This is a genomic window from Nocardioides zeicaulis (assembly GCF_042432345.1).
Lineage (GTDB): Bacteria > Actinomycetota > Actinomycetes > Propionibacteriales > Nocardioidaceae > Nocardioides > Nocardioides zeicaulis.
The window spans coordinates 513,596-539,827 of record NZ_JBHLXH010000001.1 but is presented as its reverse complement, the minus strand read 5'-3'; the positions used below and the strand labels follow the sequence as shown (position 1 = coordinate 539,827).

Genomic DNA, 26,232 nt, shown 5'->3' with positions numbered 1-26,232 from the left:
GGGAGGGTGTGCGGCATGCCACGTCGCGGAGAGGTGCTCGCCCTGGTGCAGGCCGGGGGACAGGGATCACGGATGGACGTGCTGACGCGCGAGCGCGCCAAGCCCGCGCTGCCCTACGGCGGGGTCCACCGGTTGATCGACTTCGCGCTCTCCGGGTTGGTGCACGCCGACCTGGCGGACGTGTGGGTGTCGCTGGAGTACCAGGTCACCTCGATCGACGACTACCTCTCCGGTGGACGGCCGTGGAGCCTGGACCGCAACCGCGGCGGGTTCCGGCGGATGGTGCCGCAGACCGGCACCGGGCCTGCCACCGAGAGCGGCTTCGCGCACGGCAACGGCGACCTGCTGCTCCGGATGTCGGCCGACCTGGAGGCGTTCGGGGCCCGGACGCTCGTGGTGTGCAGCGCTGACCACGTCTTCAACACCGACCTCGCCCCCGTGGTGGACGAGCACGTCGCCTCCGGGCGCGTGGCGACCGTGCTGACCAGCGAGGTGAGCAAGAAGGACGCCTCGGACAACGTGGTCGTCCTGGCCCGGGGCGACGGCACCGTCACCGGCGTCGAGCACAAGCCCTCGCGGCCCTCGTCGGGCACCGTCGCCACCGAGATCTTCGTCTACGACACCGAGGCGCTGGTCACGACGCTCCACGAGCTGCGTGCCGAGCTGGCAGGCGGCTCGGGCCTCGACGACGGCGACAGCGGCATCGGCGACTTCGGGGAGCGGCTGCTCCCGCGCCTGGTCGAGGGCGGCAACGTGGCCGCGGTGCCGCTGGAGGGCTACTGGCGCGACGTCGGGCAGCCGGCCCTCTACCTCCAGTCCCACCGCGACCTGCTCGCCGGACGCGTCGACGTCTTCGACCACCCGGGGCGCCCGGTCATCTCCCACTGGCCCGACCGCCCCGCGGCGCGCGTGCGCGCCACGGGGGAGTGCCGCGACTCGCTGCTCTCGCCCGGTGCCGACGTCTCCGGCCTGGTCGTGGGCAGCGTGCTCGGCCCGGGCGTGGTGGTGGAGAAGGGCGCCGAGGTGCACGACAGCGTGCTGATGGAGGACTGCGTGGTGCGGGCCGGTGCGGTCGTGCGCACGGCCGTCGTCGACGAGCGGTGCGAGGTCCTCGCCGGGGCGCGGGTCGGTGCGGAGCCCTCGGCGCGCGTGGCCCGCGACGAGGACCTGGTGCTGGCGGGGCGCGACTGCCGCCTCGGCGGTGAGGTCGCACCCGGCGGCCGCCTGGAGCCCGGCACGTCCCTGGGGTGATCGGCGCGACCCGCCCTAGAGCAGGCTCCCGTGGTGGAGGTAGGGCGCGGGCGGCTTCATCCGCCGCAGGCACAGGTAGCCGTTCTGGTGGATCGCCAGCCGCGCCGCGAGGCCCACGTCGAGCGCCCACGCGTTCGCCGCGGTCACGTGGTGGACCGAGACCTGGTGGCCCGGCGGCGACGACGCCAGCGCCTCCCACATCAGCTGCGCCGCCGTGCGCCGGTTGGTCGCGGCCAGCAACGCCGGTGAGCCGGTCTCGTCGACGTACGCGTAGCCCTGACCGGTGCTGTGGTCCACGACGAGCAGGCGGAGCTGGGCCAGGAGCAGCTGGTGGTCCGACAGGTGCGCGGCGCCGCGCGTGCGGCGGTCGACCGAGTCGAGCAGGTCGACGTCTGCTGCGGTCCCCTCGCGGACCCGCTCGACGACCGGGAGGGCGCTGCGGTCGACGACGCCCGTCACGAACATCTGGGGGTGGAGGTCGAAGCCGGCGAGCCGGTAGCGACGTACGGCGCCCGGGTCGGCGCTCGCGGCGAACATGCCGCGCAGGCAGCCCCGGCCGTGGTGCAGGGCGGCGGCCATCAGCTGGGCGCCGATGCCCTGCCCCTGGTGGTCCGGGCGGACCGCGAAGGACGCCAGGATCCACATCAGCTCGCGCACCCGCGAGACCGCACCGCCCACCAGCACGCCGTCCACCTCCGCGGCCCAGCACCCGCCGGGGTCGGTGCGGATCGCGGCGCGGGCGCGCTCGATCCAGGCGCTGTTGCGGCCCGGCGGACGGCGCACGGGATCGGGCCACGCGCGCTGGTAGGTGCGCTGGTCGACCTCGTGGTAGCTCGTGGCGGTGATCTCGCCGAACGCCTCGAGGTCGTCCTCGCGGAGCGGACGGACCAGCGCCTGGCTCACCGGCCGCTGCTCACGAGACGTGCGCGGCGAAGCGGGCGAGCAGGTCGTCCCAGTGGGTGTACTTCTCGCGCAGCGACTCCGTGTCGGCCGTCCAGCCGCTGTGCACGAGCCGGACCAGGGTGCTGCCCTCGCCGGTGTCGGTGAAGCGCACGTCGAGGACCGTCGCCTCGTCCTCGGGGTGGCCGAGCCAGAACTCCTGCGCGTACTCGCCGATCGGGTCCCACTTCATCACCCGGCCCCACACGTACTCCTCGTCGCCGTGCACCATCGCGACCGGACCGTTCGGGTCGATCGAGATGCCGGTGAAGGTGGCGGAGTCGGGCGTGAGCAGCGGGTCCCACCACTCGCCCATCTGGGCGGTGAAGCCGACGAAGGCCGCTCTGGGGCTGCCCGGGACGACGACCTCGGCGACGACGGGATCTGTGCTCATGCGCCCAGCATGCCCGACGCGACCACTGCAAGGATGGCGCCATGCGCGTGCTGATCGCCCCGGACAAGTTCGCCGGCACCCTCACCGCCGTCGAGGCGGCCGCGGCGATCGCCGAGGGGTGGCGCCGTCACGCGCCCGACGACGTCCTCGACCTCGCGCCGATGGCCGACGGCGGCCCCGGCTTCGTCGACGTGCTGCACGCCGCGCTGGGCGGTGAGCTCGCGGCCGCCACCATCACCGGTCCCCACGGCGCGCCGGTCCCGGCCACCGTGCTGCGGGTCGGCGCGACGGCCTACGTCGAGAGCGCCCAGGCGGCCGGGCTGCACCTGTGTGACGGCGACCCCGAGGCAGCCACGAGCCGCGGCGTCGGCGAGCTCGTGCTCGCCGCGGTCGACGGGGGCGCGACGACGGTCGTGGTCGGGCTGGGCGGGTCGGGCACCACCGACGGCGGTGCCGGCGTGCTGGCCGCGCTCGGGGCGACCTCCGACGTCGACCTCTCCGCCGGTCCGCGGGCCCTGGCGGGCGTGAGCCGCGTCGACCTGGCGCCCGCGCGCGAGCGCCTCGCCGGCGTCACCCTCGTCGCCGCCAGCGACGTCGACAACCCCCTCACCGGCCTCTTCGGCGCCGCCAAGACGTTCGGGCCGCAGAAGGGCATCGCCGAGGAGCGCATCGCCGAGGTCGACGGCTGGCTCGAGACGTTCGCGGCCGCCGCCGACCGGCGTACGTCGCTGGAGAAGGGCGCCGGCGCCGCCGGCGGCATCGGCTACGCGCTGCTCGCCCTCGGCGCGACCCGCGAGCCCGGCATCGCGCTCGTGGCCGAGGCCGTCGACCTCGCCGGCCGTGCCCGCGCCGCCGACCTCGTCGTCACCGGCGAGGGGGCCTTCGACTTCTCCAGCCGGGCCGGCAAGGTGCCCTACGGCGTCGCCGCCGTCGCCGCGGAGGCCCTCCGCCCCTGCGTCGCGCTGGCCGGCCAGGTCCTCGTCGGCTCCCGCGAGATGCGCGCCCTCGGGATCGAGTCGGCCTACTCCCTCGTCGAGCTGGTCGGTGAGGAACGCGCCCTCGGCGCGCCCGCCGAGGCGCTCGCCGAGCTCGCCGCCCGGGTGGCCCGCACCTGGTCGCGCTGACCGGCTCCAGCTGCTGTCCTTCCTCGAGGGTGGCGGCATACGACATGGGTCGGGCTCTTCGGTCTGTTGTTTGCCGCCAGGGTGGGCGGCGGGTCCATGAGGGTGGCGGCATACGACATCGCTCGGCGCCTCCGGGATGTCGTACGCCGCCAGGGTGGGCTGACGCCGGTTGCGGCCCCGCTCGTGTCCACAGCCACCCGCTGGCAGCCGCTGTCCACAGGCGGCGACCGGGCCGGCTGCACGGGGAGGTACACCCGGCCCACGATCGGCGGATGGTCACCGGACCCGTTGACGACTGTCCACCGCCGCGCCCGCCAGCCCTGCGCGGCCACCCGCGGCTGGCGGCGTACGTGCGTGAGACCCATGGTGCCCACCGGCTGACGGAGCTCGACGACCGCACGGGCGCGTGGCACGCGTGGCAGCTGCTCCTGTGCGACGACAACAGCCTCACTGCGCTCACGTCGGCGGAGGTGCGGGGTTGGTGGATGCTCCCGCTTCCGGTCGGCACGCCGGTCTTCCTGGCGATGGGTCTCGACGACCCGCGCCCGATGCGCACGGGCGTCCTGACCAGCCGTCACACCCGACCCATCGGGTTCGAGGTCGTCGACGGCCTGCGGTGCGCGGTGGCGGCGGAGACCCTGTTGGCCTGCGGCCGGTGGCTCGGTCTCGTGGACCTGGTGGTGCTGGTGGACTGCGCGCTCCACCTGCGGCAGGTCACCCGAGCAGAGATCGGCGAGGTCGCACGGCCCCGAAGACCCGGGGCGAAGCGGCTCCGGGAGGCGCTGGCCCTTGCGGACGAGCGGTCGGAGTCGGTGTACGAGACGCTGCTCCGCCTGCTCCACGTGGTGTGCGACGTCGCCGTGGAGCCGCAGCACCCCGTCGCGGATCCCGACGGGGTGGTGATCGCGACGGTCGACCTGTGGGTGTGCGGCACGAGCTCCGTCCACGAGTTCGACGGCGACGAGCACGAGAAGGCGGCGCGGCGGGTGAAGGACCGCCGCCGTGACCGCAGGCTCGACCGGGCCGGCTTCGTGCGACGTGGGTACACGGCAGGCGACGTCCTTCGCCGCCCGGTCACCGTCCTCGAGGACGCGGACCGGGCGCTCGGCCGGCCACACGAGCCGGGTCGGGTTCGGGAGTGGACCGCGTTGCTGCGCGACTCCGTCTTCACCTCGGCGGGCCAGGCGAGCTTCCTGGCGCGCGTGCGAGGACGCCGCTGATCGGCGGCCGCTCGCGAGGGTGGCGGCGTACGACATGCGGCAGGCGGTCGGCGATGTCGTACGCCGCCACCCTCGGGCGGCGACATCTCGGGTGTGGCAGCCGGCTAGTCACGACGTTCGGGGAATAACCCACCGTGTGCGACCATTGGGGAGAGCAGTACCCCGAGACTTCCTGGAGTGATGAGATGACCGAGCAGGTCGAGACCACTGAGCGCCGTACCGACCAGATCAACCTCTCCGCTGTCGCTGCCGGCAAGGTGAAGAGCCTCCTCGAGCAGGAGGGCCGTGACGACCTGGCCCTGCGCATCTCCGTGCAGCCGGGCGGCTGCTCGGGCCTGCGCTACCAGCTGTTCTTCGACGAGCGCACCCTCGACGGCGACGTGACCACCGACTTCGACGGCGTGACCGTCGTGGTCGACCGGATGAGCGTCCCCTACCTCAACGGTGCCGAGATCGACTTCGTCGACACCATCGAGAAGCAGGGCTTCACCATCGACAACCCGAACGCCACCGGCTCCTGCGCCTGCGGCGACAGCTTCCACTGAGCACCACCGCGCACTAATACGCACGAAGGGCCCCAGCCGACCGGCTGGGGCCCTTCGTCGTACGGCGGGCGCGGCGTGCGGCCGCGGGTCAGTCGAGGTGCAGGTGGAGCGCGGCGGCGAGGCGCGCCGCGGCCTCGGAGACGCGGATCTCGCGCTTGCCGACCTCGGCCGGGTAGTCCTCGTACCGCAGGCTCGGCGGCGTGGCCACCGCGGCGCGCGCGGCCCGCTCGAGACGGGTCTCCAGGCCGAGGTTGCGGCCGAGCTCCCGGCAGTCGCGGACCATCTCCTGCGGGGTGGCCAGCTCGTCGTGGACCAGGTGCGAGGGGCGGCTCGAGGAGGGCGTCGACGTCGTCATGGACACGACGCTAGGGGCTACTGATTGGTACGCGGAGACGTACTGAAAGGTAGTGTTCCGCGGCGTGTCCCTCCTCGTTGCCGGATCCATCGCGACCGACCACCTGATGTCCTTCCCGGGCAGGTTCTCCGACAGCCTGGTCGTCGACCAGCTCGACAAGCTGTCGGTCTCGTTCCTCGTCGAGGACCTCGAGGTCCGCCGGGGCGGCTGTGCGGCCAACATCTGCTTCGGGCTCGGCAACCTCGGTCTGCGCCCGGTGCTGGTCGGCGCCGTCGGCGAGGACTTCGGGGAGTACCGCGCGTGGCTGGAGCGCCACAACGTCGACTGCGGCTCGGTGCACGTCTCCGAGACCCGGCACACGGCGCGGTTCGTCTGCACCAACGACACCGCCCACGCGCAGATCGCCAGCTTCTACGCCGGCGCGATGAGCGAGTCGCGCGAGATCGAGCTCAAGCCCATCGTCGACCGCGTCGGCGACCCCGACTACGTCCTCATCGGCCCGGACGACCCGCAGGGCATGCTGCGGCACACCGACGAGTGCCGCCAGCGCGGCTACCGCTTCCTCGCCGACCCCTCCCAGCAGCTCGCCTTCGGTGACGGTGACCTCATCCGCCCGCTCATCGACGGTGCGGAGATCCTGTTCTCCAACGAGTACGAGGCCAGCCTCATCACCCAGAAGACCGGGTGGAGCGCCGAGGAGGTGCTCGACCGCGTCGGCACCTGGGTCGTCACCCTCGGACCCGACGGCGTCCGGATCGACCGCAAGGGCGCCGAGTCCATCGTGGTCCCGGCCGTGCCGGAGATCGAGAAGGTCGAGCCCACGGGTGTCGGCGACGCGTTCCGCGCCGGCTTCATGGCCGCCCTCAGCTGGGGCCTCGGCCACGAGCGTGCCGCCCAGCTCGGCTGCCTGCTCGCGGTCTACGTCGTCGAGCAGGTCGGCACCCAGGAGTACGAGATCTCCCGCGAGGCCTTCCTCACGCGGTGCGCCGCCACCTACGGCGACGACGCGGTCGCGGACTTCGGCCCCCACCTCCAGACCATCCGCCCCTGACGGCGCCCGGGCCGCCCCTTCCGGGCCGCCTGGTCGTGGCCGTCCGCCCGCGTGCACGGGCGTGCTCAGGCGGACCTGTGGCCGCTCGACGCACGCCATGGCGTGCGTCCAGCGTCGACACCGTGCGTCGAGCGTCGAAAGGTCCGCTCGAGTCAGCCCGTTGACGGCTCAGCCGAGCCGCTGCACCAGGAAGCGCGGGGCGCCGTCGGCGGCGGTGTCGGCGCCGAGGTAGTGCTGGTCCTTCATCCGGCACCAGGCCGGTACGTCGACGCGCGCGGCGGGGTCGTGGGCGACGACGGCGAGCACCTCGCCGACGGCGACGTCGGTGAGGTGGCGGGCCAGCTCGATGACGGGCATCGGGCAGGGCAGGTCGCGGCAGTCGAGCTCGACCGCGGGCTCCCCGGCCTCGGGCGCGCTCACAGCCCCACCCGCGCCCGGATCGAGGCCACGACCTCGGGGAGGACGTCGCAGAACGCGTCGACGTCGGCGCGGGTGGTGTCGCGCTGCAGCGAGAGCCGCACGTTGCCGTGGGTCAGCACGCCCATCGCCTCCAGCACGTGGCTGGGGGTCAGCGTGGAGGCGGTGCAGGCCGAGCCGCTGGCGATGCCGAAGCCGCGGCGGTCCAGCTCGGTCACCAGCGCCTCGCCGTCGACGTAGAGGCACGAGAACGTGACGAGGTGGGGGAGCCGGGCGTCGGGGTCGCCGACGACCTCGACGTCGGGCACCTCGGCGGCCACCCGGCGGCGTACGACGTCCACGAGCGCGTGCTGGCGCGGGCCCACCTCCTCGCGCTCGGCCACCACGGCCTGCAGCGCGGCAGCCGCGGCGAGCACCGCAGGGACGTTCTCGAAGCCGGTCGAGCGCTCGTCGACGCGGTCGTCGCCCGGGAACGGGTTGCGCCAGCGGGCGCGCTTGCGGACCAGCAGCACCCCGACCCCGGCCGGGCCACCCCACTTGTGCGCCGAGCCGGCCGCCGTCGCCCAGCCGTCGGGCAGGGGGAGGCGGCCCATCGAGGCGCAGGCGTCGGTGAACAGCGGCACGTCATCGGGCAGCTCGAAGGCCCCGACGTCCTGCAGGGTGCCGACCTCGTGGTTGGCGGTCTGCAGCGCGACGACCCCGACGCCCGGCGCGACCGCCTCCTGCACGAGGTCGCCGTCGTAGACGCGCCCGTCGCCCATGACGCCGACCTCGACGCCGCGAGCACCCCACGCCACGGCGTGGCGGACGGCGGAGTGCTCGACCGCGGAGTGGACGACCCCGTCGCCGCGCCGCGACCCCCTCACCAGTCCCAGCAGCCCCAGGTGCACCGCGTGGGTGCCGCTGGGTGTGAAGGTCACCTCGTCGGGTCGCACGCCCAGCGCGTCCGCCGTCGCCTCGCGGGCGTTGTCGAGCAGCAGGCGGGCCTCGCGGCCGGCCCGGTGCAGCCGTCTGGGGTCGGCGTACCCCCGGTCGAGGGCCGCCAGCAGCACCTCGCGGGCCGCGGGGTGGAGCGGCGCGGACGACGCGCTGTCGAGGTCGGCGGGCCCGGTCACAGGCCGAACTGTGCCACGGCCGCCCGGCGCACCAGCCCGGCGAGCTCGGGCGGTCGCCACGTAGCGGGCCTCACCCGACCCTGCCCGGCACGACCGCTGCTGTTGGGGATACTCTTCATCTGTCGAGAAGGACCGAGAGAGAGGCTCGTCAGTGGGTCTGCAAGTCCCCAAGCTTTCAGCCGTGCCCGGGCGCGTCCTGAAGGTCGCGCTGCTGGGCGTGACGATGCTGGTCCTGGCCGGTTGCTCCGAGGCCGACCAGCACCAGATCCGGAACCTCGCGATGCCCGACCGGGCCACCGCCCAGGGTCCCTACACCTACGAGCTCTGGAAGTGGGCGTGGGTGGCCGCGATGGTCACCGGCGTCATCGTCTGGGGCCTCATCTTCTATGCGGTCGTGCGCTTCCGCCGTCGCAGCGACGACGAGGTGCCGCGCCAGACCCGCTACAACCTGCCGCTCGAGGTCTTCTACACGATCGCCCCGGTCCTGATGTGCGTGGTGTTCTTCTTCCACACCGTGCGCGTGCAGGACGAGGTCATCAAGCTCGACGCCGACCCCGACATGACCGTCGAGGTCATGGGCCAGCAGTGGTCCTGGACCTTCAACTACGGCGTCGGCGAGCAGGACACCAGCGCCACTGGTGAGCTCGAGGGCGACGGCTCCGGCGACTTCGCCTACGACCAGTACGTCTACACCTCCGGCACGGGCCGCAACATCCCCACGCTGGTGCTGCCGGTCGACAGGACGATCCAGTTCAACCTGCACTCGCCCGACGTGATCCACGACTTCGGCGTCCCGTCCTTCCTGGTGAAGATGGACGTCATCCCCGGCCGCGTCAACAAGCTCCAGGTCACCCCGACCGTCGAGGGCGAGTACAAGGGCAAGTGCTACGAGCTCTGCGGTGTCTCGCACTCGCGGATGCTCTTCAACGTCGAGGTGGTGAGCCAGGAGAAGTACGACGCGTACCTCGCCGACCTCGCCGCGGCCGGCAACTCCGCCGCTGCGCCCGTCCTCGGCGGCAGCTACGTCAACGACCAGGCCGGTCTCGAGACCGACGCGGAAGGAGCCCAGGAGTGAGCGCCGCTACCGCCGCTACCCATCAGGGCACGGTCAAGGAGAAGACGCTCGGCCAGCAGGTCGTGCGCATCCTGACCACCACCGATCACAAGCTGATCGGCAAGATGTACCTCGCGACCTCGTTCGCCTGGTTCCTGGCGGCTGGCCTCATGGCCATGCTGATCCGCGCCGAGCTGGCGTACCCGGGCATGCAGGTCGTCAACGACGAGCTCTACAACCAGCTGTTCACCATGCACGGCACCATCATGCTGCTGCTCTTCGCGACGCCGCTGTTCTTCGGGTTCAGCAACGTGATCATGCCGCTGCAGATCGGTGCACCCGACGTGGCGTTCCCGCGCCTCAACATGTTCAGCTACTGGCTGTTCCTGTTCGGCGGCCTGATCGCCGGCTCGGGGTTCCTCACCCCGAGCGGTGCCGCCGACTTCGGCTGGTTCGCCTACACGCCGCTGTCGGACGCCGTCCGCAGCCCGGGCGTGGGCGGCGACCTGTGGATCATGGGCCTCTGGATGGCCGGCCTCGGCTCCATCCTCGGTGGCGTCAACTTCATCACCACCATCATCTGCATGCGTGCCCCCGGCATGACCATGTTCCGGATGCCGATCTTCGTGTGGAACACCCTGATCACCAGCATGCTCGTGATCCTCGTGTTCCCGATCCTCGCGGGCGCCCTGCTCTCGCTGGAGGCCGACCGGATCCTCGGGGCCCACGTGTTCGACCCGTCGCACGGCGGGCCGATCCTGTGGCAGCACCTGTTCTGGTTCTTCGGCCACCCCGAGGTCTACATCATCGCGCTGCCGTTCTTCGGCATCATCTCCGAGATCCTCCCGGTCTTCAGCCGCAAGCCGATCTTCGGCTACGTCGGCCTGGTGGCCGCGACGCTCGGCATCGCGATGCTCTCGGTCGCGGTGTGGGCCCACCACATGTTCGTCACCGGCGCGGTCGACCTGCCGTTCTTCTCCGGCATGACCTTCCTCATCGCCGTGCCGACAGGCGTGAAGTTCTTCAACTGGATCGGCACGATGTGGGGCGGCTCGTTGTCGTTCGACACGCCGATGCTGTGGTCGATCGGCTTCCTGACGACCTTCCTCTTCGGCGGCCTGACCGGCGTCATCCTGGCCAGCCCGCCGCTGGACTTCCACGTCTCCGACTCCTACTTCGTGGTGGCGCACTTCCACTACGTCGTCTTCGGCACCGTGGTGTTCGCGATGTTCGCGGGCTTCTACTTCTGGTGGCCCAAGATGACCGGCAAGATGCTCGACGAGCGCCTGGGCAAGGTCCACTTCTGGATCCTGTTCATCGGCTTCCACACCACGTTCCTCGTCCAGCACTGGCTCGGTGTCGAGGGCATGCCGCGGCGCTACGCCGACTACCTGCCGGGCGACGGCTTCACCACCCTCAACCAGATCTCCACGGTGGGGTCGTTCCTGCTGGGCGCCTCCATGCTGCCCTTCCTCTACAACGTCTACGTCTCCGCCAAGGGGCCGAAGATCGAGGTGGACGACCCGTGGGGCTGGGGCCGCTCGCTCGAGTGGGCCACCAGCTGCCCGCCGCCGCGCCACAACTTCCACACCCTGCCGCGGATCCGCTCGGAGTCGCCGGCGTTCGACCTCCACCACCCCGAGGTCGCCCTGCGCGAGCTCGAGGAGCACGAGGCGGAGCGCAACGGTGACGTCGCCGACGCCCCCGACGTGCACGGGCGCGAGGAGATGCTGCGCGAGCGCGTGGAGGGCACCGACACCGAGGGGGAGCAGCGATGAAGGCCGAATCCTGGATCTTCGGGATCACGACGATCTTCGTGGCCGTCGTCGCCCCGGTGTACTGGTTGCTCGCCGGTGACCCCACGGGCACCTCCGCGCTGGTGATGACCGCGCTGCTCTTCGGCATGGTCACGCTCTACCTCGGCTTCCATGCCTCGCGGATGGACCCCCGTCCCGAGGACCGCAAGGAGGGCGAGATCGCCGACGGGGCCGGCGAGCTGGGCTTCTTCCCGCCCTACTCCTGGTGGCCGCTGTGGTGCGCGCTCGCCCTCGGCGTGATCGTCTACGGCACCGCGCTGGCCGCCTGGTGGCTGGTCATCATCGGCTTCGTGATCGGCGCCATCATGGTCTGCGGCTTCATCTTCGAGTACTACCGCGGGGAACACGCCCACTGAGGCGCGACTCCTCGACTTCGGCAGAACCCGTCCAGCACGTACGCTGGACGGGTTCTTCCGTTCCACGCGCCAGTCCTTGGGGGGTCCAGCCGCATGCGCATGCCTGCGTCGTCATCCGCGTCCGCACAGCCGGCCCGCCGTCGGGCGGCCGCTGTCGCAGCACTGCTGGCCCTGACCGCCGTCGCCGGGTGCGACGCCTCGGCGACCGGTGGCGACGCCGGTGGGCGCGAGCCGGGGACCACCGGTGCGCCGGCCGCCTCCGAGTCGGTCGCCCCCGCGCCGGTGCGCCTGACCACCAGCTTCCGCGACGCCGGGTCGGTGCCGATCGACGCACCCGTCACCGTCACCGCCTCGGGCGCCCAGCTCGAGGGCGTCCAGGTCAGCTCGGCCGCAGGCCCGCTGGCGGGCGCCGTCTCGGGCGGCACCTGGACCTCGTCGGCGACCCTTGAGCCCGGCACCGACTACACGATCGCCGCCAAGGCTGCCCGGCCCGACGGGTCGGTCGTGGAGCGCTCACGTTCCTTCCACACCGTCGACCTCACCCTCGACCAGCAGACCTTCCCCTCGATCGCGCCGCTCCAGGGCGAGACGGTCGGCGTCGGGATGCCCGTCATCGTCACCTTCGACCTCCCGGTGACCGACCACGCCACGTTCGAGAAGCACATGCAGGTGACCAGCACGCCCGCCCAGAAGGGCTCGTGGTACTGGCTCAGCGACACCGAGGCGCACTGGCGTCCCGTGTCGTACTGGAAGGCCGGCACCGACGTCACGGTGGACGTCGACGTCAACAGCCTGCCCGCCGGCAACGGCATCTACGGCCAGGAGGACCGCGAGGTCTCCTTCCACGTCGGCGACGCCCACGTCTACAAGGTGAACGCCCAGACCCACCAGATGCAGGTCTTCAGCAACGGCGCCCTGCTCCGCACGCTCCCGATCACGACCGGCAAGCCCGGCTTCACCACGCGCTCGGGCACGAAGGTGATCATCGAGAAGTTCGCGGAGAAGCGGATGAACTCCGAGACCGTCGGCATCAACCGCAACAGCCCCGAGGCCTACGACATCGACGACGTCCAGTGGGCGATGCGGGTGACGTACTCCGGTGAGTTCATCCACGCCGCCCCGTGGTCGGTCGGCTCGCAGGGCTACGCCAACGTGTCCCACGGGTGCACGGGCATGTCCACCGCAGACGCGGGCTGGCTGTACGCCATGAGCCGCCGTGGCGACGTCGTCGAGTACACCGGCACCGACCGGCAGATGACCCTCGAGAACGGCTACGGCGACTGGAACCTCGACCGCGCCGCCTGGAAGGCCGGCTCGGCCCTCTCCTGACCGCTCCGAGCGGTGCTCCAGCCACCTTCTGCGTTGCTGGAGTGTGGCTGGGCCACCGCTGCTCCGCGAGGCGGTGCGTGAGGCAGGTTCTAAAGCCCCCGAACCTGCGTGGCTCACCGCTGGCCAGCCCGGCGGTGGGTGAGCGGCACGCTGCGGCCCGGACGCGGCCTCACGCACCGCTGGCCCGCGGTACGTCGCGGGGCGGGGGCCGAGGGTGGCAGGACCACCGCTATCGGGCGTGGCGGTGCGTGAGGCAGGTTCTCCAGCCGCAGAACCTGCCTGGCTCACCGGCGATCGGCACAGCGGTGAGCAGCAGGGCAGGGTCTCGTACGCCCGAAGCTGTCTGGCTCACCGCTCGGGCGGGAGACGACGAAGGGCCCGCCGGGATCATCCCGGCGGGCCCTCCAGCGTCGTGGTGACGCAGCGATCAGTGGTCGCCGCCGCGGAGCGGCACCTCGTCGGTGTCACGGAGCCGGTGGTCGTCGAACTGGTGACCGTCGGCCGGGTGGTCGAGCCCGGACTGCAGCTCGGCCTCGTGCTCGGCGTGGTGGTGGGCCGCCTCGAGCTCGGCCGCCGTGGGCTTCTGCACGTTGTGCTCGAACATCCACCGCGACAGCCGGGCGCGGATCCGCTCGGACCGTGAGTTGGGCGCCGCCACGCCGGCCGCGTCGGTGTCACCGGCCTCCGGCCGGATCTCGTCGCGGTCGCGGGCGGTGAGCGTGTAGGCGGCCGTCTCGTTGATCGGCAGGTGACGCTCGGAGTACTGACCCTCGGGGGAGCGGGTGATGATGCCCGTCTCGTAGCCGTGGAGCAGCTTCTCGTTGTCGTGGCGCTGCAGGGAGATGCACCAGCGTCGCGTGATCCAGAACGCCAGGAGCGGGCCGAGGAAGATGGCCACGCGCATGAAGTAGGTGATCTGGTTGATGCTGGCGTGCAGCTTGATCGCGATGATGTCGTTGCCGCCCGCGGCCCAGGCGAGGCCGTAGAAGGTCATCAGCGCCACCATGACCGCCGTGCGGGTCGGCGCGTTGCGCGGCCGCTGGAGCAGGTGGTGGTCGCGCTTGTCGCCGGTGATCCAGCCCTCGATGAAGGGCAGCAGCATCAAGATGACCAGCATCAGCGGCGGCACGATGAGGATCGGGATCATCACGTTCCAGGAGATGGTGTAGCCGAACAGCACCGTCTCCATGTGGCTCGGCATGATGCGCAGGAGGCCGTCGGGCCAGCCCATGTACCAGTCGGGCTGCGAGCCCGCGGTGACCTTGGTGGGGTCGTAGGGGCCGAACTTCCACACCGGGTTGATCGACATCAGACCGCCCATGAGCGCGATGACGCCGAACACCATGAAGAAGAACCCGCCGGCCTTGGCGGCGTAGACCGGCAGCATCGGGAAGCCGACCACGTTCTGCTCGGTACGACCGGGGCCGGGCCACTGCGTGTGCTTGTGGTAGACGAGCAGCAGCATGTGGGCGGCGATGAGTCCGAGCAGGATGCCCGGGATCAGCAGCACGTGGATGATGTAGAGGCGGGGGATGATCGACTCACCGGGGAACTCGCCGCCGAAGAGCAGGAACGACATGTACGTGCCGGCGACCGGGGTGGCCTTCAGGAAGCCGTCGGCCGCACGGACGCCCGTGCCGGAGAGCAGGTCGTCGGGCAGCGAGTAGCCGGTGAAGCCCTCGAGCGTGCCGAGGAGCAGCAGCACGCAGCCGATGACCCAGTTGAGCTCACGCGGCTTGCGGTAGGCGCCGGTGAAGGCGACGCGGAGCAGGTGCACCATCATCGAGGCGATGAAGACCATCGCGGCCCAGTGGTGCATCTGGCGCATCAGCAGGCCGCCGCGCACGTCGAAGGAGATGTGCAGCGTGGAGGCCATCGACTCCGACATGCCGATGCCGCGCAGCTGGTCGTAGGAGCCCTCGTAGGTCACGTGGCCCATGGACGGGTTGAACCACAGCGTGAGGAACACGCCGGTGAGGAGCAGCACGACGAAGCTCCACAGCGCGATCTCGCCGAGCATGAAGGACCAGTGGTCCGGGAAGACCTTGCGCAGGTTCTTCTTCATCGCCGTGGCGAGGCCCAGCCGGTCGTCGGCCCAGGTCGCCAGCCCGGCGCCCTTGCCGGGCTTGGAGGCGGTCGCAGCGTCGGTGCGGTTGCTGGTCGCCACCTTGCTGGTGTCGATGGTGCTCACAGCTTCTCACGCTCCCAAAAGCTGGCCCCGATGGGCTCGGTGAAGTCGCTCTGCGCGACGAGGTATCCCTCATCGTCCACTGCCAGAGGCAGCTGCGGAAGGGGACGGGCAGCCGGACCGAAGACGACCTTCGCGGCGTCCGCGAGGTCGAAGGTCGACTGGTGGCACGGGCACAGCACGTGGTGGGTGGTGCGCTCGTAGAGGGAGATCGGGCACCCGACGTGGGTGCAGATCTTGGAGTAGCAGATGATCCCGTCGACGGTCCACTTCTCGCGGCCCTTGGCGGGGATGATGTCGTCGGGGTCCATCCGGACCACGATGATGGCGCCCTTGGCCTTCTCGGCCTGCTCCTCCGCGCCCTCGAGCTCGGGGTAGCCGTTCTCCTCGGTGGGGAACATCGCCTCGGGTGCGGCGTTGATGAGGTCGCCCATCTCGATCTCGCTGGCCAGGATCGGGGTGCCGACGACGTCGCGCACGACGCGCATCCCCGGCTCCCAGACGGTGTGGGCGAGCTTGTCGATGTCGAGCTGGTCGCCGGGGGCGAGGTCGCGCAGCAGGACGACGGCCGGCAGGCCCAGCACGCCCATGGCGCCGATCATGGTGTTGCGCACCAGCGGGCGGCGGCCGATGCCGGCCTCGTCGAGGCCCGCGTTGAGCGCGGCGACGGTGGCCTCGCGGTCCTCCGCGGGGGAGGCCGCCGGGTGGCGCATCTCGACCATCTCGTGGTCGGCCATGAGCTTGCGAGCGAGGTGGATGATCGCGGTGCCGATGAGCAGCAGCGAGATGCCCAGCGTCACGCCGAGGGCCATCGTCGAGGCGCCCATGCCGAGGAAGGTGTCCCAGTTGTCGCCGACGGAGAGCGAGAAGTAGGCGACGACGAACAGGACCGCGCTGATCATGGCGGCGATGAACATGCCGGCGACCTGGCGCTCGGCGCGCCGCTCGGCCCTCGGGTCGACGTCGGTCGGACGCCAGGTGTGCTCGGGCAGGCCCGGGTCGGGGAGCGGCTCGGCCGCGTGGTGCACCGGGAGGTGGGACTCAGCGCCGGTCTCGTCGCTGTAGGGCTCCGGCGCGCCGTCGGGTCCGTTGACGGGCAGGTTGTTGTCGTTGCTCACGCGTTCACCTTGTTCTTCTTGCTGCGCGTCGTGTGCGAGGCGATCCAGACCGCGGCGCCGACGAGCCCGCCGATGCCGGCGATCCAGGCGAAGAGGCCCTCGGAGACCGGGCCGAGGCCGCCGAGCGTGAAGCCGGCGTACTCGGGGGTGTCCTGGATGCTGCCGAGGTAGGCGATGACGTCGCGCTTCTCCTCGGGCGAGAGGTTGCCGTTGCTAAAGTTCGGCATGTTCTGCGGGCCGGTCAGCAGGGCCTCGTAGATGTACTTGCCCTCGACGCCGTGCAGGCTCGGGGCGTAGCCGCCGCGCGGCATCGCGCCGCCGGCGCCGTTGAAGTTGTGGCACGCGGTGCAGTTGGTGAGGAAGATCTGCCCACCGCGGCTGATCGCCTCCTCGCGCTCGTCGTCGGAGAGGCCCTCGATGGAGTAGTCGCTCTCGTCGGGGACGGCCGGGCCGGGACCCAGCGAGGCGACGTAGGCGGCCAGGGCCGCGGTCTCCTCGTCGGTGAACGCCACCGGCTTGCGCGGCGCCTGGGCGCTCGGGCGGGCGAGCGGCATGCGGCCGGTGCCGACCTGGAAGTCGACCGCCGCGGCGCCGACGCCGACGAGCGAGGGGCCGAGCTGGTAGCCGTCGCGGACGGTGGGCACGCCCTCGCCGTTCTGGCCGTGGCAGAACGCGCAGCTGACGAGGAACAGCTCCTTGCCCTGCGCGACCTGCTCGGTGGCGCTGGGCTGGTCCTGGGCCTGCGCGGGCGCCAGGGCGGTGTAGAGGGAGCCGCTGACAACCAGGCCGAGCAGCAGCACCGCGAGACCCGCGAGCGGTCCCCGGCGGTGCCGGGAGAGGCGACCTGCGGTTCGGTTGAGCAAACGCACGTTGGAGTCCTTGCCGGTTGCGACGGTGTTGACGGTGGGGAGTGCTTACTTGATGACGTAGATCGTGAAGAACAGGCCGATCCACACCACGTCGACGAAGTGCCAGTAATAGGACACCACGATGGCGGTGACGGCCTGCTCGTGGGTGAAGCGACGGGCCAGGTAGGTGCGGCCGAGCACGAACAGGAAGGCGATGAGGCCGCCCGTCACGTGGAGGCCGTGGAAGCCGGTGGTGAGGTAGAACATCGTGCCGTAGGCCGAGCTCGGGATCGTGACGCCCTCGTGGATCAGCTCGGAGTACTCCAGCGCCTGGCCGCCGATGAAGATCGCGCCCATGACGTAGGTGAGGATGAACCACTCGCGCAGGCCCCACTTGGTGAAGTTGAGCACGCCCCCGGTGCGTCCGACCTGGCCGCGCTCGGCGGCGAAGACGCCCCACTGGCAGGCGAAGGACGAGGCGACGAGGATCGCGGTGTTGGCGGTGGAGAACGGCACGTTGAGCTTGTCGGTCTCCTGCAGCCACAGGTCGGGGCTGACCGCACGGATCGTGAAGTAGGCCGCGAAGAGCGCGGCGAAGAACATCAGCTCGCTCGAGAGCCAGATGATGGTGCCCACGCTGACCATGCTGGGTCGGTCGTGGTGCCCGTGCAGACGGGAGGCCGGAATCGTCGCAGTTGCTGTCGCCACGTACTCATTATGGCCGCTCAGGTCCAACAGGGGCACCCCGACCCCCTGTACAGCCCCGTCATAAAGTTCACACCGTGCTCATCTCCCTCTCCGCTGCCTCTCAGGAAGCCGCCGAGACCCTTCCTCCGTTCACCCTCGGGCGGGTGTTCACCGACTGGGGGATCGACCCGATCCCGTTCATCGTGGTCGTCTGGGGGACGGGCCTGTACGTCCTCGGCGTCACCGTCCTGCACCGCCGCGGGGACCGCTGGCCCGTCGGCCGGACCCTCGCCTTCGTCGGCCTCGGCATGGGGTCGTTCGCGCTCGCGACGCTCTCGGGGCTGGGCCGCTACGACACCACACTGCTGAGCGTCCACATGGTGCAGCACATGGTGCTGTCGATGGTCGTGCCGCTCGCGCTCGCCCTCGGCGCGCCCGTCACGCTGGCGCTGCGCACGCTCCCGGCGACGCCGCGCCGCTGGCTGCTGGCGGTCCTGCACTCGAGGGTGGCGAAGGTGCTGGCCTTCGCGCCGCTGGCGTTCGTCCTCTACGTCGCCTCGCCGTGGGCCCTCTACTTCAGCCCGTGGTACGACGCCAGCCTGGCCTCGTCGTTCGTCCACCAGATGATGCACGTGCACCTCGTGCTCGTCGGCACGCTCTTCTTCTGGCCGCTGATGGGGATCGACCCGCTGCCGGGGCGCGTCGGCTACCCGTTCCGGGTGCTGCTGACGATCATGACCCTGCCCTTCCACGCCTTCCTCGGCGTGACGATCATGGGGCAGACGACGCTGATCGGCGCAGCGCACTACCTCGCGCTGCGCGAGGGGCCGATGGCCTCGTGGCTGCCGCCCGCGCTCGAGGACCAGCACCTGGCCGGTGGCATCCTGTGGGCCAGCGGTGACCTCGTGGGCGTGCTGTTCTTCGCGGTGCTGTTCACCCAGTGGGTGCGGTCGTCGATGAAGGAGGCCTCACGCGAGGATCGTCGCCTCGACCTGGCCGAGCGTCGCGAGGCACGTACGCCCTGAGGCGCGGGATGGCGGCCAGCAGGGTGAACGAGCCGTTCCACAGGAAGGGCGTGGCCAGCACCATCGCCACCGGCAGCAGCCACACCCGGTCGGTGCGGGCGGCCCACACGACGAGCACCAGCGCGACCGGGACGCGGTAGAGCGGGCCGGGGATGAACTCCCAGCCGGTCGGGCCCCCGGACACGCGGGCCTGGTCGAGGAGGAAGTGGCCCCACTCCACCCAGAGGCCCGGGGCCACGAGGGCCGAGACGAGCACGACCGCCAGGGTCGCGGCCGCCGCGCGCGCCACCGCGCCCCACTCCCCGCGGACGGCGAACCACACCGGTCCCAGGCACGGCGTGATCTTGGTCAGCGCGACGAACGCCCACAGCTGCGGCAGCCGCATCCCCAGCACCGCGACGACCGCCATCGGGACGAAGACGTTGCCCGAGAGCACCTCCTGGGAGCCGGCCACCCACAGCGGCACGGCGACGAGGAGCGGCAGCGGTCGCAGCAGCCACGCCAGGCCGACGGCGTTGAGCACGACCAGGACCGCGACGAACACCGGCCAGGTGGTGTGGGCGAGGGGCCAGACGATCTGCGCGAACGCCGGGCTGTAGAGGAAGTGCCCCGGGTCGCCGACGTGGCCCTCGTACATCGACCCCCGCCACGCACCCCAGTACGCGCGGGCGTCCCAGCCGACGCCGCTCAGGGCGAGGTGGGCCGCCGACTCGAAGGTGCCGACGACCGCCAGGAACCAGCACACGGCGACGGCGAGCATGCGTCGCGCCAGGCTGGTCTCCACCACGCGGAGCCTAGGCGACGACGCGGGCGCCGTCCGTGGATACGATGGATCTCGTGAGCGACTCCACGAAGACGTTGAAGGTCCTGGTCTACAGCGACGACGTCACCACCCGGCAGCAGGTCATCCTGGCGCTGGGCCGTCGTCCCCACCCGGACCTGCCCGAGCTCGAGTACGTCGAGGTCGCCACCGAGCCGGTGGTGCTGCAGAACATGGACCGCGGCGACATCGCGCTCGCGATCCTCGACGGCGAGGCCGTGCCCGCCGGGGGCATGGGCATCGCCAAGCAGCTCAAGGACGAGATCTACCAGTGCCCGCCGGTCCTGGTGCTCACTGGTCGTCCGCAGGACGCCTGGCTCGCCACCTGGTCGCGCGCCGAGGCTGCCGTGCCGCACCCGATCGACCCGCTCCAGCTGGCCGAGGCCGTGATCGGCCTGCTGCGCCCGTCGGTGCCCGCCACCACCTGAGCCGCACCCGGCGCGACGTCGCTCGCCCACTAGCCTGACGGCATGTCCCACACCTGGCCCGACGTCCTCTCCACCCTGGTCGCGGGGAGCGACCTGACCGCGGAGCAGGCCCGATGGGCGATGGGCGAGGTGTTCGCCGGCGCGGCGACGCCGGTCCAGGTCGCGGGCCTCGTGGTCGCGCTGCGCGCCAAGGGCGAGACGGTCGAGGAGGTCGCCGGCATCGCGGCGGCGATGCTGGCCGCGGCCAACCCGATCTCGGTGCCGGGCCGGCTGCTCGACGTCGTCGGGACGGGCGGCGACCGCTCGATGTCGGTCAACATCTCGACGATGGCCGCGATCGTGGCCGCCGGCGCGGGCGCGCGCGTGGTCAAGCACGGCAACCGGTCCGCGTCCTCGAAGTCCGGCTCCGCCGACGTGCTGGAGGCGCTGGGCATCCGACTCGACCTCAGCCCGGCCCGCGTGGCGGCCGTCGCGGAGGAGGCCGGGATCACCTTCTGCTTCTCCGCCGCCTTCCATCCGGCGATGCGGCACGCGGCGGTGCCGCGTCGCGAGCTCGGGATCGCGACCACCTTCAACATCCTCGGACCGCTGACCAACCCGGCCCGGCCGCAGGCCCAGGCCATCGGGTGCGCCGACCCGCGGATGGCGCCCGTGATGGCGGGAGTCCTGGCCGGGCGCGGCGTCGACGCGTGGGTCTTCCGCGGCGACGACGGACTCGACGAGCTGACGACCACGACGACCTCGACCGTCTGGCAGGTCCGCGGCGGGGAGGTCGCCCGGACCAGCGTCGACCCGCTCGACCTCGGCATCGCGCGCGCCACGACCGACGACCTCCGCGGCGGCGACGCGGCGCACAACGCCGACGTCGTACGCCGTGTCCTCGACGGCGAGACCGGCCCCGTCCGTGACGCCGTGGTGCTCAACGCGGGGGCCGCGCTCGCGGTGCACGGCCAGCCCGAGCTCCCGGTCGCCGAGTCGCTGCCGGCCGGCGTGGCGCGGGCCGCGGAGGCCATCGACTCCGGTGACGCGCGGGCGGCGCTGGAGCGCTGGGTGGCGGCGAGCTCGGCCGGCTGAGCCGGGGTCAGCCGTCGGCCGGCGGACGCAGCAGCACGAAGTCGTCGTCGCCCTCGACCTCGGTCCACCCGAGCTGGTGGACCAGCGCGTAGCCCATCGCGGAGTTGGGGTCGACGAAGCCGTAGTCGGCGTCGAGCGCCTCCACGGAGGTGTCCCACCTCGGCTCCACCTTGGCGATGCGGAGGTTCCGGTCGAGCTCACCGGTGGTGAACATGTCGACGTAGCCGTGCATGACGAGCTGGACCTGGGGGTGGCGGGCCATCGTGTAGTGGCCGAGCTCCCAGTCGTTGAGCACCTTCGTGCCGGCCGGCATCGCCGCGAGGCGGTCGTCGACCCAGGCGGCGACGACCTCGTCGTCGTCCCGCTGGGAGGCGACGACGGCCATCGCGGCGCTGCCGAGCACGGCGATCGCCGCGACCAGCCCCACCTCCCGCCTGCCGGGACGACCGACCGACGGCACCAGGTGCTGCAGCGCCATCGCGAGCAGCGGGGCCAGCATCACGGCCGCGACGATGGTCGTGCGCAGCGTGTAGAGCCCCCACGCCATCGCCAGCCCGAGCAGCATCAGCGTCGGCCAGTCGGTGGGCTCGCCGCCGCGCAGGCGGACGACGAGGACGACCACGATCATGAGCACCAGGAACAGCGCGTTGGGGCTGGTGAAGTCGGGCGGGTCCCACTCGGTCAGGGCGCCGTTGCGAGACCCGACGCCCGCGATGCCGTCGACGACGTGCGCGCCGAGCGGGGTGGCGAAGGCGACGAGCGCCGACAGGACAGGGATCGCGGCCAGCCGCAGCAGCAGGCCGCGAGGGTGCTCCCGCGTCAGCGCCATCCCGACGACGGCGGCCACGCCGATCGTGATGCCGACGATCCACATGCCGTGCAGCGGGACCCACACCCAGGCCAGCGGCACGAGCCACCAGCGCGGCCGCCCGTCGCGGGCGGTCTCGAGCCAGGCGCCCATCACCACGGCGATGAGCAGGTAGCTCACCACCTGGGGGCGGGCGGAGAAGCCGGGCGCGGCGGCGCAGACGGCCACCCCGACGGCCAGGACGGTGGGCAGGGGAGCGGCGTAGCGCCGGCACAGCAGGTAGAGCACGACCGGGGTGGCGAGGATGGCCGTGCCGGACAGCCACATCACCCCGCCGATGCCGAAGCGGTCGTCGAACCACGCCATCGCGACCTGCGAGGCCCACTGGGTGGGGTACCAGGTCGCGGTGTCGTAGACGCCGAGGTGACCGGGGTGCGTCAGCGACCAGCCGCCGGAGAGGAACTCGTGCCCGAGCCGCAGGTGCAGCCACGCGTCGGCGCCGACGGCGGGCACGTCCTGCAGCCCGACCAGCACCCCCACGATGGCGGCCAGCCCCACGAGGGGCATCACCCGGCGGATGACGTAGGTGATCACCGGCGCACGTCCAGCACCCACGAGTCGCCGTCGCGCTCGAACCCGAGGCGGTCGTAGTAGGCGCCGACCATCGCGGGCGGGGTCACGACCCGGCGGATGCCGTGGTCGGCGAGCAGGCCGCTGCGCCGCCAGACGAACTCGCCGGGGGAGAAGTCGCGGTAGCGCGGGGTCACGTAGTCGAGCAGCACGTGGGCGGTCTCGCCCTCCTCGCGGAGCAGCACGACGCCGACCGTCTCGTCGCCCTTCTGCACCAGGAAGGCGCCCTGCGCCTGCCCCGGGTCGTGCACGAAGTCGGGGTTGAAGCGCAGGATGTCCTCGCCGTGCACCCGCAGCACGTGGCGCAGGTACTCGTCGCCCGGACCGACCTCGAGCACCTGGAACGCCGTCTCGTCGTGCCGGTCGCGCAGCATCTGCACGATGAACCACAGGTTGATCGCGACCAGGACGACGTTCATCGCGACCATCGGCCACACCGCGAGCAGCGCGTTGAAGACGATGAGGATGACGCACGCGACGGCGTTGAGGACCCGCAGCCTCAGCACGCTCGCCTGGAGGAGGGAGTAGACGAGGAGTCCACTCCCTCCCCAGCCGAGGAGGTCGAGCCAGTGGTCAGCGAGCCAGGTCACGGGCGCACGCTAGTCGATCGTGGCAGCCTCACAGGCCAGGCACGGCAGCCGTCACGTCGACCAGCTTGTTGCCCGCCCGGTCCTTGATCCGGTTGGTGGTGAACACGATCTGGTAGGTGCCCCGCTTGAGTCGTCCCTTGGGGTCGATCAGCACCTGGCGACCCTTCTTCACGACCTTGACCTTGGCCTTGACCTTGGTCTTGAACTTGCCCTTGGCGTTGGCCTTCATGAGCGTGACCGTCTTCTTGCTCGCGCCCTTGACGGCCTCGCTGAAGGTGACCTTGAGCGTGGACTTGGGCGTGAGCTTGCCGGGCGAGACCTTCTTCACGCGCGGGGCGTCGGCGTCGACCCAGAACGAGCGGGCTGCGCTCGTCCCGAGACGGCGACCACTGGCGTCCAGCGCGGTGACCTGCCAGGTAAAGCTGCCGGTGTGCAGCTCCGAGGGCGCGAAGGCCGTACCGACGGTCGTCCACAGCAGGTTCTCCGTGGCGCTCCTCACCGAGAGCTGGTAGGACGCGGCGCCGGGGACGTCGCTCCACTCGAAGTAGGACCCGTCGAAGGCCTGCATCGCACCCGCGGCGGGCGCCAGGGGCTCCGGTGCACTGCCGAGCGACACGAACGTGCCCGAGGACCAGGGACCCTGGTTACCGCGCGAGTCGATGCGACGCACGCGCCACACGTACGGCGTGGACGACGCCGGAAGGGGCTCGGTCGGGCTGTAGGCCGGGTTCGAGACCGCAGCGCTGATGACGCGGTTCGGCGGGGAGAACGCCGTGTCGCCGTTGGTGTAGACCTCGACCTCGTAGCTGCGGGCGAAGGGCTGGGGCGCCCACTGCAGGGGAGCGGCCCCCGCGACAGCGGCGTTGCCGATCGGGGACAGGAGCGTCGGTGCGGGGCTCGACTTGACCAGCTCGACCGGGTCCGACCACGTGAGCCCGTTGTCCTGGGCGTCGATCGCCTGGACCCGCCAGTAGAGCCGGCCCTCGGGGTAGAGACGGTCTCCCGCCGTGTAGGTGGCCTGGTCCACGACAGCCTGGTCGACGAGCGGCTCGGCGAAGCTCCGCTCGTCGTCGACCTGGATCCGGTACTGCTTGGCGGTCTGCTGCCCGGGGTAGGCGAACGTGACGTTCCCGGCGGCCTGGTTGGTGTCGTAGTAGTCGTTCCACGTGAACGTGATGTCCGAGCCGGCGGGGTCCGAGGACTGCAGACCGGACACGGCGGGGGACGTCTTGACGAAGCTGTGCCAGCCGAGGGTGGGGTCGTCCCTGTTCGAGACCGGGTCGGGGCCGCAGGGCGACCCCTCGACGTTCTGCGTCCAGCACGGGCGCACGTACCAGAAGTAGGGCAGACCGGCCTGGCTCTCGGGGAGTGCCTTCTTCGGGTCGGAGTCACGCAGCGCGAAGACGTTGTTGGTGGTGGTGAAGTAGGTGGTGCCCGCCGGCGTCGTGGTGAAGTTGGCGTCGTTGGCGTAGTAGACGAGGTACGAGGAAGCGCCGTCCATCTTGTCCCACGACAGCACCGGCGTCGTGGAGATCGAGCCGCACGCCTTGACCCCGCACGAGTCCGACGACATGGCACCGACACCGGTGGTGCTGGCCCTGAGTCCCGCCACCTGGCTGTCGGCCGAGGCGGGCGGGGTGCCGATGGCGCGCGGGGTGCCCCACTTCACCTTCTGGATGTCGGAGAACACGCCGGGGAGACCACCCGGGTACGGGTCGTCGAGGGGGCGCACCTTCCAGTAGAAGATCGTGCCGGGCGAGAAGGTGCAGTCGCTGCCGTCGCGAGGCGCGTAGGTCGTCGACGCAGTGATGCAGGTGCGCGTCGAGCTGGAGAAGTTGCGGTCCAGCGCCACGGCGAGCTCGTAGCGGGAGGCGTGCTTGACCGGGGACCACTGGAAGAACATCTTGTCGCCGTCGCTCGGCGCGACGGACGCGTCCGGCGTGCTGAGCAGCCCCGTCGGCCACTGCGCCTGGGCGTACTGGGGCCACTTGCGCTGGAAGCTGAACCTGGCCGTCGACCAGGCGGTCGGCTGGCCGGCGAGGTCCACGGCTCGCACGCGCCACCAGAACTGGTCGTTGTAGAGGGTGGTGGCCGGCGAGTACCGGGACCCGTAGAGGTTGTCGGCCTTGAAGGCGAAGTTGTTGAACGTGGAGTCGGTCGCGACCTGCAGGTCGTAGGTGATGGCCCCCGGCACCGGCTCCCAGTCGAAGACGACGTCCTCGATCGCGACGTTGATGTCGTCGATGGGATAGGTGAGCCGGGGGGACGGCAGGGCGTTGAGGACGAAACTGCTGGTCGGCGACGGCTGGCTGTTGAAGCCTCCCTCGAGGGTGGCGGTGACCTTCCAGAAGTAGTCGCCGGCGGGGAGTGCCTCGGGGACCGCGAACGACGTGGTGCGCGTCGTGTAGCTCTTGGCGCCGATGAAGTCGGCGTCGCCGTCGACCTCCACGGTGTACGAGACGGCACCGCGGCTGGTCTGCCACCGCAGCAGCGGCGGAGCGTCGGGCTGCGGCAGCACGGCACCGTTGGCGGGAGCAGTGGGGACCGGCACGGTGACGGGGCTGACCGTGAAGGTGCCGGTCGTCCATGCCGAGTACACGCCGCCCCGCTCGGAACGGACCCGCCAGTTCTGCGTGCCCCGGGTGAGGTTGCGCGTGGGGACGTAGCGGGCGTTGCGCGTGTTCTCGCTGATCTCGGTCGACGAGAACGAGGAGTCGTTGTCGATCTGGATCTGGTAGCTGGTGGCCCCGGTCGAGCGCTCCCACGTCAGCACCGGGGTGGCGCTGTTGGGCAGGCGGACCGCGAGGGCGGTGGGCGCCTTGGGTGCCGTGGCCGCGGAGGCCGTCGGAACGGCCGTTGCGAGGCCGCTGACGGCAACGGCGAGGCCGAGTGATGCGGTGACCACTCGGCGCGAGCGGCTGCGGACAGCCGGGACGAGACGACGCACTATTCCCCCTGAGACAGGTCGATGACTGCGCCACGCTAGGGGCGGGTCACGGTGCGTGACTCCCGAATGGTCCGCGCATGGCCCGAAATGACTACGGGGGTC

Annotated in this window: 25 protein-coding genes; 12 read left to right on the top strand and 13 right to left on the bottom strand. The window is 71.3% G+C overall.

Going from position 1 to position 26,232, the window contains the following annotated elements; all coding sequences use genetic code 11:
* Positions 1-15 precede the first annotated feature (15 nt).
* Positions 16-1,251 carry a glucose-1-phosphate adenylyltransferase family protein gene (locus tag ACFFJG_RS02685; RefSeq protein WP_378517066.1) on the top strand — a complete coding sequence of 412 codons (1,236 nt, stop codon included), beginning with the start codon at positions 16-18 and terminating at the stop codon, positions 1,249-1,251.
* Between the two features lie 15 nt (positions 1,252-1,266).
* Here ACFFJG_RS02685 and ACFFJG_RS02680 read toward each other — a convergent pair whose 3' ends face one another.
* Positions 1,267-2,154 (bottom strand): GNAT family N-acetyltransferase, encoded by an 888-nt coding sequence (locus tag ACFFJG_RS02680; protein ID WP_378517065.1) that lies wholly within the window; start codon positions 2,152-2,154, stop codon positions 1,267-1,269.
* Between the two features lie 10 nt (positions 2,155-2,164).
* Positions 2,165-2,584 (bottom strand): SRPBCC domain-containing protein, encoded by a 420-nt coding sequence (locus ACFFJG_RS02675; RefSeq protein ID WP_378517064.1) that lies wholly within the window; start codon positions 2,582-2,584, stop codon positions 2,165-2,167.
* A gap of 41 nt (positions 2,585-2,625) precedes the next feature.
* Here ACFFJG_RS02675 and ACFFJG_RS02670 point away from each other — a divergent pair, with 41 nt between their 5' ends.
* The 3 genes from ACFFJG_RS02670 to erpA all read left to right on the top strand — a co-directional run bounded on the left by ACFFJG_RS02670 (position 2,626) and on the right by erpA (position 5,473).
* Positions 2,626-3,708: a glycerate kinase family protein gene (locus ACFFJG_RS02670; RefSeq protein WP_378517063.1), complete on the top strand. Its 1,083-nt coding sequence runs from the start codon at positions 2,626-2,628 to the stop codon at positions 3,706-3,708.
* A 350-nt stretch (positions 3,709-4,058) separates the two neighbouring features.
* Complete coding sequence (locus tag ACFFJG_RS02665) at positions 4,059-4,928, top strand: hypothetical protein (RefSeq protein ID WP_378517062.1); 870 nt, start codon at positions 4,059-4,061, stop codon at positions 4,926-4,928.
* A 185-nt stretch (positions 4,929-5,113) separates the two neighbouring features.
* On the top strand, positions 5,114-5,473 hold the full coding sequence (erpA, locus tag ACFFJG_RS02660; RefSeq protein ID WP_090971856.1) for an iron-sulfur cluster insertion protein ErpA: 360 nt from the start codon (positions 5,114-5,116) through the stop codon (positions 5,471-5,473).
* Between the two features lie 88 nt (positions 5,474-5,561).
* Here the strand turns inward: erpA and ACFFJG_RS02655 are convergent, their stop codons facing one another.
* On the bottom strand, positions 5,562-5,828 hold the full coding sequence (locus tag ACFFJG_RS02655) for a hypothetical protein (protein WP_378517061.1): 267 nt from the start codon (positions 5,826-5,828) through the stop codon (positions 5,562-5,564).
* Between the two features lie 64 nt (positions 5,829-5,892).
* Here ACFFJG_RS02655 and ACFFJG_RS02650 point away from each other — a divergent pair, with 64 nt between their 5' ends.
* Positions 5,893-6,879 (top strand): carbohydrate kinase family protein, encoded by a 987-nt coding sequence (locus ACFFJG_RS02650; protein ID WP_378517060.1) that lies wholly within the window; start codon positions 5,893-5,895, stop codon positions 6,877-6,879.
* A gap of 168 nt (positions 6,880-7,047) precedes the next feature.
* On the opposite strand, the gene ACFFJG_RS02645 is transcribed toward ACFFJG_RS02650, so the two are convergent.
* Both ACFFJG_RS02645 and ACFFJG_RS02640 read right to left on the bottom strand, forming a co-directional pair.
* A complete protein-coding gene (locus tag ACFFJG_RS02645; protein ID WP_378517059.1) occupies positions 7,048-7,299 on the bottom strand; it encodes a sulfurtransferase TusA family protein in 252 nt (83 codons plus the stop codon).
* Entirely contained in the window at positions 7,296-8,411 is a 1,116-nt protein-coding gene (locus ACFFJG_RS02640; RefSeq protein WP_378517058.1) for a cysteine desulfurase family protein, read from the bottom strand. Before ACFFJG_RS02640 ends, ACFFJG_RS02645 begins: the two co-directional genes overlap by 4 nt.
* Positions 8,412-8,592: 181 nt before the next feature.
* On the opposite strand from ACFFJG_RS02640, the gene ctaC reads away from it, so the two are divergent.
* The 4 genes from ctaC to ACFFJG_RS02620 all read left to right on the top strand — a co-directional run bounded on the left by ctaC (position 8,593) and on the right by ACFFJG_RS02620 (position 12,967).
* Positions 8,593-9,486: an aa3-type cytochrome oxidase subunit II gene (gene ctaC / locus ACFFJG_RS02635; RefSeq protein WP_378517057.1), complete on the top strand. Its 894-nt coding sequence runs from the start codon at positions 8,593-8,595 to the stop codon at positions 9,484-9,486.
* On the top strand, positions 9,483-11,243 hold the full coding sequence (gene ctaD, locus ACFFJG_RS02630; RefSeq protein WP_378517056.1) for an aa3-type cytochrome oxidase subunit I: 1,761 nt from the start codon (positions 9,483-9,485) through the stop codon (positions 11,241-11,243). The genes ctaC and ctaD overlap by 4 nt, the downstream gene beginning before the upstream one ends.
* Entirely contained in the window at positions 11,240-11,638 is a 399-nt protein-coding gene (locus ACFFJG_RS02625; protein WP_378517055.1) for a cytochrome c oxidase subunit 4, read from the top strand. Before ctaD ends, ACFFJG_RS02625 begins: the two co-directional genes overlap by 4 nt.
* A 99-nt stretch (positions 11,639-11,737) precedes the next feature.
* Positions 11,738-12,967, top strand: coding sequence for a L,D-transpeptidase (locus tag ACFFJG_RS02620; RefSeq protein WP_378517054.1), 1,230 nt, complete (start codon positions 11,738-11,740; stop codon positions 12,965-12,967).
* Positions 12,968-13,394: 427 nt separating this feature from the next.
* On the opposite strand, the gene qcrB is transcribed toward ACFFJG_RS02620, so the two are convergent.
* Genes qcrB through ctaE form a run of 4 tightly spaced genes read right to left on the bottom strand, consistent with a single transcriptional unit; the run spans position 13,395 to position 17,829 of the window.
* Positions 13,395-15,149, bottom strand: coding sequence for a cytochrome bc1 complex cytochrome b subunit (qcrB, locus tag ACFFJG_RS02615; protein WP_378519442.1), 1,755 nt, complete (start codon positions 15,147-15,149; stop codon positions 13,395-13,397).
* Between the two features lie 5 nt (positions 15,150-15,154).
* Positions 15,155-16,273 carry a cytochrome bc1 complex Rieske iron-sulfur subunit gene (qcrA, locus tag ACFFJG_RS02610; protein ID WP_378517053.1) on the bottom strand — a complete coding sequence of 373 codons (1,119 nt, stop codon included), beginning with the start codon at positions 16,271-16,273 and terminating at the stop codon, positions 15,155-15,157.
* Complete coding sequence (gene qcrC, locus ACFFJG_RS02605) at positions 16,270-17,142, bottom strand: cytochrome bc1 complex diheme cytochrome c subunit (protein WP_378517052.1); 873 nt, start codon at positions 17,140-17,142, stop codon at positions 16,270-16,272. The genes qcrA and qcrC overlap by 4 nt, the downstream gene beginning before the upstream one ends.
* Before the next feature lie 45 nt (positions 17,143-17,187).
* The gene (ctaE, locus tag ACFFJG_RS02600) at positions 17,188-17,829 is read right to left on the bottom strand and encodes an aa3-type cytochrome oxidase subunit III (RefSeq protein ID WP_446686213.1); all 642 of its coding nucleotides are present in this window, start codon (positions 17,827-17,829) and stop codon (positions 17,188-17,190) included.
* A 74-nt stretch (positions 17,830-17,903) separates the two neighbouring features.
* Between ctaE and ACFFJG_RS02595 the strand changes: the two genes are divergently transcribed.
* A complete protein-coding gene (locus tag ACFFJG_RS02595; RefSeq protein WP_378517051.1) occupies positions 17,904-18,833 on the top strand; it encodes a cytochrome c oxidase assembly protein in 930 nt (309 codons plus the stop codon).
* Here the strand turns inward: ACFFJG_RS02595 and ACFFJG_RS02590 are convergent.
* Positions 18,742-19,617 (bottom strand): glycosyltransferase 87 family protein, encoded by an 876-nt coding sequence (locus tag ACFFJG_RS02590; protein WP_378517050.1) that lies wholly within the window; start codon positions 19,615-19,617, stop codon positions 18,742-18,744. The two genes, ACFFJG_RS02595 and ACFFJG_RS02590, sit on opposite strands and share 92 nt — an antisense overlap.
* Positions 19,618-19,670: 53 nt before the next feature.
* On the opposite strand from ACFFJG_RS02590, the gene ACFFJG_RS02585 reads away from it, so the two are divergent.
* Both ACFFJG_RS02585 and trpD read left to right on the top strand, forming a co-directional pair.
* Complete coding sequence (locus ACFFJG_RS02585; protein WP_378517049.1) at positions 19,671-20,081, top strand: Rv3143 family two-component system response regulator; 411 nt, start codon at positions 19,671-19,673, stop codon at positions 20,079-20,081.
* Between the two features lie 42 nt (positions 20,082-20,123).
* Positions 20,124-21,155, top strand: a complete 1,032-nt coding sequence (gene trpD, locus ACFFJG_RS02580; protein WP_378517048.1) for an anthranilate phosphoribosyltransferase — start codon at positions 20,124-20,126, stop codon at positions 21,153-21,155.
* A 7-nt stretch (positions 21,156-21,162) separates the two neighbouring features.
* Here trpD and ACFFJG_RS02575 read toward each other — a convergent pair whose 3' ends face one another.
* Genes ACFFJG_RS02575 through ACFFJG_RS02565 form a run of 3 tightly spaced genes read right to left on the bottom strand, consistent with a single transcriptional unit; the run spans position 21,163 to position 26,130 of the window.
* Positions 21,163-22,557 carry a hypothetical protein gene (locus ACFFJG_RS02575; protein WP_378517047.1) on the bottom strand — a complete coding sequence of 465 codons (1,395 nt, stop codon included), beginning with the start codon at positions 22,555-22,557 and terminating at the stop codon, positions 21,163-21,165.
* A complete protein-coding gene (locus ACFFJG_RS02570; RefSeq protein WP_378517046.1) occupies positions 22,554-23,183 on the bottom strand; it encodes a hypothetical protein in 630 nt (209 codons plus the stop codon). The genes ACFFJG_RS02575 and ACFFJG_RS02570 overlap by 4 nt, the downstream gene beginning before the upstream one ends.
* 28 nt (positions 23,184-23,211) lie before the next feature.
* Positions 23,212-26,130, bottom strand: coding sequence for an Ig-like domain-containing protein (locus ACFFJG_RS02565; RefSeq protein WP_378517045.1), 2,919 nt, complete (start codon positions 26,128-26,130; stop codon positions 23,212-23,214).
* Positions 26,131-26,232 lie beyond the last annotated feature (102 nt).